We start from the raw sequence: 5,547 nt of genomic DNA, 5'->3' as shown, positions 1-5,547 counted from the left end.
CTTCCGATCTCTCACCCGCATCGGCCAGAAGATCGAGCAGTTCCGCGTGACCCGCATCCAGGCGTTCCGCGGCCTGTCCCAGCAGGACATCGAAGAAGCGCAGGCGGGCGACATCGTCTCCATCGCCGGCATGGCAAAGGCAACCGTGGCCGACACCATCTGCGCCCTCGCCGTGGATGAACCGCTGGACGCCCAGCCGATCGATCCGCCCACCATCACTGTGACTTTTGGCATCAACGACAGCCCTCTGGCCGGCCGTGACGGCAAAAAAGTCCAGTCGCGCGTCATCCGAGACCGCCTGATGAAAGAGGCCGAAAGCAACGTCGCGATCAAGATCGCCGACACCCCTGGCGGCGAGGCCTTTGAGGTTTCGGGCCGCGGTGAACTGCAGATGGGCGTTCTGATTGAAAACATGCGCCGCGAAGGGTTCGAGCTTTCAATTTCCCGCCCGCAGGTGATCATGAAGGAAGTTGACGGCGTCCGCATGGAGCCGGTCGAAGAAGCCACCATTGACGTGGACGACGAATACTCCGGCGCGGTGATCGAAAAGCTGACCGGCACCCGCAAAGGTGAACTGGTCGAGATGAAGCCCGCAGGCGCAGGTAAGACCCGCATCATCGCCCACGTGCCGTCGCGCGGCCTGATCGGCTATCACGGCGAATTCCTGACCGACACCCGCGGTACCGGCGTTCTGAACCGCGTGTTCCATGGCTGGACCCCGCACAAGGGTGCAATCCCGGGCCGCCGCGCAGGTGTGCTGATCTCTATGGAGAACGGCACTTCGGTTGCGTTTGCGCTATGGAACCTGGAAGAACGCGGCAAGATGATGATCGGCGCTCAGGCCGACGTCTACACCGGTATGATCATCGGCGAACATTCCCGCGAAAACGACCTGGAAGTGAACCCGCTGAAAGGTAAAAAATTGACCAACGTTCGCGCCTCTGGCACCGATGACGCGGTGCGTCTGACGACCCCGGTGACACTGTCGCTGGAAGAGTCGATTGCCTACATCAATGACGACGAACTGGTCGAGGTGACACCGAACTCCATACGCCTGCGCAAGCGCTATCTGGACCCGCATGAACGTAAGCGGATGGCCAAGGCCAACGCCTGAAAATAATCAAACGGCGGCAGAGACTTCTGCCGCCGTTTTCTATTCCGCCTAAATCATTGCTGTGCCGCTGTCCCCCAAGGCCACCCTGCCCGGCTCGACGACTTCGGCGTAGCAACCGCCATGCCCGCGCATCTCGTTATAGCCACCATGGCCCAGCACCTCTTCCATCCGCGAACAGGCCGGACAGGGGCCCGTCACACGCAAAACGGCACTCCCGATTTGCAGTTTGGCTTTGCGCAACGCCGCCAGATTGATCCCTGAAACGGCAAAGTTCCGGCGCAGCTGCGCTGGCTGCAAAATCTTCAGTCCGGCAAGCGCGGCAATCACCGGCAGATGTTCGGCCTGGATCAAGGCTACAGCGCGTTTGCCCTCTTTGGCATGATCGCCGCAAAGACCCGCTGCCGATACATCCGCAGTTTATGGTGTCAGAACTTCATGCCCCCGCGCAGGTCGCACACCCATGCACGCCACCCGGCTCTGGCCGGCGCGGCGCTTCAGCATGTCCGCAAAAGCGGTAATCGCTATTCGGAGGTTTCCACCACCATCAGTTCCCGCTCGGACGCACCGCGCGCGTGGCTCAGCGCCTCTTGGTACTCCGGGCTGTGATAACAATCGACTGCGGCGTCGACACTTGGAAATCTGGCAACCACATTGCGCGGTCGCTCCTTTCCCTCCAGCTGCACGAAACGCCCGCCGCGGGCAACAAAGGTGCCGCCGTGCTTGGCAATGGCCGGGCCCGCCAGTTCGGCATATTTACCGTAGGCATCAGCATCGGTAACGGTGACATGTGCAATCCAGAGTGCAGGCATCGGAGCCTCCCAAGTTATGATATTTCCGGCAGATTAGGCGATTTGCCGGAAAGACCAAGTGTTTTTTGACCAAATGGTCAACCAGCCAGTATGGCCTCGGCTGCCTTGATCGCCTCGTCAGCGCCAGAGAAATCCTTGCCGCCGCCCTGGGCCAAATCCGGACGGCCGCCGCCGCCTTTGCCACCCACGGCCGGAACAGCCGCTTTCAGCACGTCCACAGCCGAGATTTGGCCAGTCAAATCGTCGGTCACGCCGGCGGCCACAGCAACCTTGCCATCCTCCTCTGCGATCAGCAGGATCACACCGGAGCCGATGTTCTGCTTATGTGCATCAATGAGGCCGCGCAGGTCTTTACCGGACACTCCCTTCAAAGCCTGGGCCAGGAACATCTTGCCGCCAATCTGCTTGGCATCAGCAGCATTTCCAGAACCGCCGCCCATCGCAACCTGCTGTTTGAGGTTCGAAATCTCGTTCTGCAGCGCCTTGCGCTCATCCATCATCGCCTTGAGACGGTCCATGACATCCGCGGGCTGCGTTTTCAAAGTTGTGGCGATCTCTGCCATCCGGCCTGCTTCGCGCTCCAGATGCTCAAACGCTGCGGCACCGGTGAGCGCCTCAATCCGCCGCACACCAGCCGAGGACGCACTGTCGCCGAGGATCACAAAGGTACCGATATCGCCTGTCTGCTTGACATGGGTGCCACCGCACAATTCTATCGAATACGTGTCGCCATTGTGGCCCTTGCCAGTTGCCGCCCGCCCCATGGAAACGACCCGCACTTCATCCCCGTATTTCTCGCCGAAGAGCGCCTGCGCGCCAAGGCCCCGCGCATCATCCGGGGTCATGATCCGGGTCGAAACAGGAGTGTTTTGGCGAATGAAATCATTTACTTCTGCACCGACCCTCTTCAGTTCAACAGCGCTCATAGCCCTATTGTGGCTGAAATCAAAACGCAGGCGGTCAGCGGCGTTGAGCGATCCCTTTTGGGCCACATGCTCCCCCAGCGCATTGCGCAGCGCCTCATGCAGCAGGTGAGTGGCCGAGTGGTTGGCACGGATCCGGCTGCGGCGCTCGTGATCGACCTCCATGGCCGCACCAAGGCCAACGGCAATTTTGCCTTCAGTCACTTCGGCGATGTGCAGGAACAACCCTTCTACCTTTTTGGTGTCGGTAATCCGGGCCGCACCGCCTTCGACGGTCAGCACGCCGCTGTCGCCGACCTGACCGCCGCTTTCACCATAAAACGGCGTTTGGTTCAGGATGATCTGAACCGTTTCGCCCTTGGCAGCCGATTGAACCTGCGCGCCATCCTTGACGATCGCATCAACTTGGCCTTCGGCATTTTCGGTCTCGTAGCCCAGGAATTCCGTTGGCCCGACTGCATCGAGAATGTCGAAGTACACCTTCACATCCGCCGCTTCACCCAGGCCGATTCCACCAGCGCGGGATTTCTCCTTTTGCGCTTTCATCGCCGCATCGAAACCCTCGATGTCGACCTCAATTTCTTTGGCACGCAGCGCGTCCTGCGTCAAATCGAGCGGAAAGCCATAAGTGTCATAGAGTTTAAACGCAGTTTCTCCGGGCAGGACATCGCCCTTGCCCAGGTCGCCCGAGGCATCATCCAGCAGCTTCAGGCCACGGTCCAATGTCCTGAGAAAACGGGTTTCTTCCTGCTCGAAGGTCTCTTCGATCAGCGCCTGGCCCTGGCCAAGTTCCGGATAGGCCGCGCCCATCTTCTGAACCAGCGCGGGCACCAGCTTGTGCATCACGGGATCGGAGGCGCCCAGCAGCGATGCATGGCGCATCGCGCGGCGCATAATTCTGCGCAAAACATAGCCGCGGCCTTCATTCGAGGGCAGCACGCCTTCGGCAATCAGGAAAGAGCAGGACCGCAGATGATCCGCGATCACCCGGTGATGCACGTTCTGATCCCCGAACGGATCCGAGTTGGTCACATTTGCCGAAGCTTCGATCAGCGATTTGAACAGATCGGTCTCATAGTTGTCATGGGTGCCTTGCAGCAGCGCGGCAATTCGCTCCAGCCCCATGCCGGTGTCGATCGACTGCATCTCCAGATCAACCATCGAGCCGTCGGCGAACTTCTCGTTCTGCATGAAAACGAGGTTCCAAATCTCGATGAAACGGTCACCGTCTTCCTCAGCCGAACCCGGAGGGCCGCCCCAAATATGATCGCCGTGATCATAGAAGATTTCTGTGCAAGGACCGCAAGGGCCGGTATCGCCCATCTGCCAAAAGTTGTCAGAGGTTGCGATCCGGATGATCCGGTCCTCCGGCACCCCGATCTTCTTCCAGATTTCAAAGGCTTCATCGTCAGTGTGGTAGACGGTGGTGTAAAGCCTGTCCTTGGGAACGTCGAGTTCTCTGGTGATCAACTCCCAGGCAAAAGGGATTGCCTCGTGCTTGAAATAGTCGCCAAAGGAGAAGTTGCCGAGCATCTCGAAAAATGTGTGGTGGCGTGCGGTATAGCCCACATTGTCCAGATCATTGTGCTTGCCGCCGGCGCGCACGCATTTCTGCGAGGTGGTCGCGCGCTTGTAATCGCGGCTCTCAACCCCGGTAAAACAGTTCTTGAACTGTACCATGCCTGAGTTGGTGAACATCAGGGTGGGGTCGTTGCGCGGCACCAGCGGGCTGGAATCCACCACTTCGTGCCCCTGTTTGGCAAAGTAGTTCAGAAAGGTTGAGCGGATATCGTTGAGCGTCGGCATATACAGGATCTCTTGCGGGCTTAAAATAAGCGTTCCGGGCAGGTTTACCCCCCAGCCGGCGCACTGTCTACAGCGCGAAGCCGCGTCTCCCATGAAAAAGGGCGTAGCTTGCGCCACGCCCCCGTTTTTCCAAGATCCGATCAAATTATCCGGCGCTTAGGCCTCGAGGATATCGTCTGTGCCACCCACATCCGGACGGTCGAATTCCAACCCGTGCGAGGCGCGGATCTTGTCTTCGATATCAAAAGCAATCGCCGGGTTGTCCCGCAGGAAGGTCTTGGCGTTTTCACGCCCCTGCCCGATCCGTTCATCCCCGTAAGAGAACCAGGCCCCGGACTTATTGACGACACCGGCCGCCACGCCCAGATCCAGCAGCTCCCCCATTTTCGAGATGCCTTCGCCATACATGATGTCGAACTCCACCTGCTTGAACGGCGGCGCCACCTTGTTTTTCACCACTTTGACACGGGTCGAGTTGCCGACCACCTCGTCCCGGTCCTTGATCGCACCGATGCGGCGGATGTCCAGGCGGACGGAGGAATAGAACTTCAGCGCGTTGCCGCCGGTGGTGGTTTCGGGCGAGCCGAACATAACGCCGATCTTCATGCGGATCTGGTTGATGAAAATCACCATGCACTTGGAACGGCTGATCGAGCCGGTCAGCTTGCGCATTGCCTGGCTCATCAGGCGGGCCTGCACGCCGACACTGCTGTCGCCCATATCGCCCTCAAGCTCGGACTTGGGGGTCAGTGCGGCAACCGAGTCGACAATCACCATGTTGACCGCACCCGAACGCACCAGCGTGTCAGTGATTTCCAGCGCCTGTTCGCCGGTATCGGGCTGGGAAATCAGCAGCTCATCCAGATCGACACCCAGCTTGGCCGCATACTGGGGA

Annotated in this window: 3 protein-coding genes and 2 pseudogenes; 1 reads left to right on the top strand and 4 read right to left on the bottom strand. The window is 59.5% G+C overall.

Annotation, left to right across the window (positions count from 1 at the left end; all coding sequences use genetic code 11):
- Window positions 1-1,114, top strand: a pseudogene (locus tag VOI29_RS22245) (translational GTPase TypA); the annotation flags it as partial.
- 48 nt (window positions 1,115-1,162) lie between these two features.
- Here VOI29_RS22245 and VOI29_RS22240 read toward each other — a convergent pair.
- From VOI29_RS22240 to recA, 4 genes and pseudogenes are all read right to left on the bottom strand, one after another.
- Window positions 1,163-1,477, bottom strand: a pseudogene (locus VOI29_RS22240) (MOSC domain-containing protein); the annotation flags it as partial.
- 158 nt (window positions 1,478-1,635) lie between these two features.
- Window positions 1,636-1,923, bottom strand: a complete 288-nt coding sequence (locus VOI29_RS22235) for a DUF1330 domain-containing protein (protein WP_024089895.1) — start codon at window positions 1,921-1,923, stop codon at window positions 1,636-1,638.
- A gap of 77 nt (window positions 1,924-2,000) precedes the next feature.
- Window positions 2,001-4,652, bottom strand: a complete 2,652-nt coding sequence (gene alaS / locus VOI29_RS22230; protein ID WP_323783770.1) for an alanine--tRNA ligase — start codon at window positions 4,650-4,652, stop codon at window positions 2,001-2,003.
- Between the two features lie 156 nt (window positions 4,653-4,808).
- On the bottom strand, window positions 4,809-5,547 hold a 739-nt coding region (gene recA, locus VOI29_RS22225; RefSeq protein ID WP_323783767.1), incomplete at its 5' end, for a recombinase RecA.

Origin of the sequence: Leisingera sp., from assembly GCF_034669605.1 — a bacterium.
Taxonomy (GTDB): Bacteria; Pseudomonadota; Alphaproteobacteria; order Rhodobacterales; family Rhodobacteraceae; genus Leisingera.
This window is presented reverse-complemented; position numbering and strand designations above follow the sequence as displayed.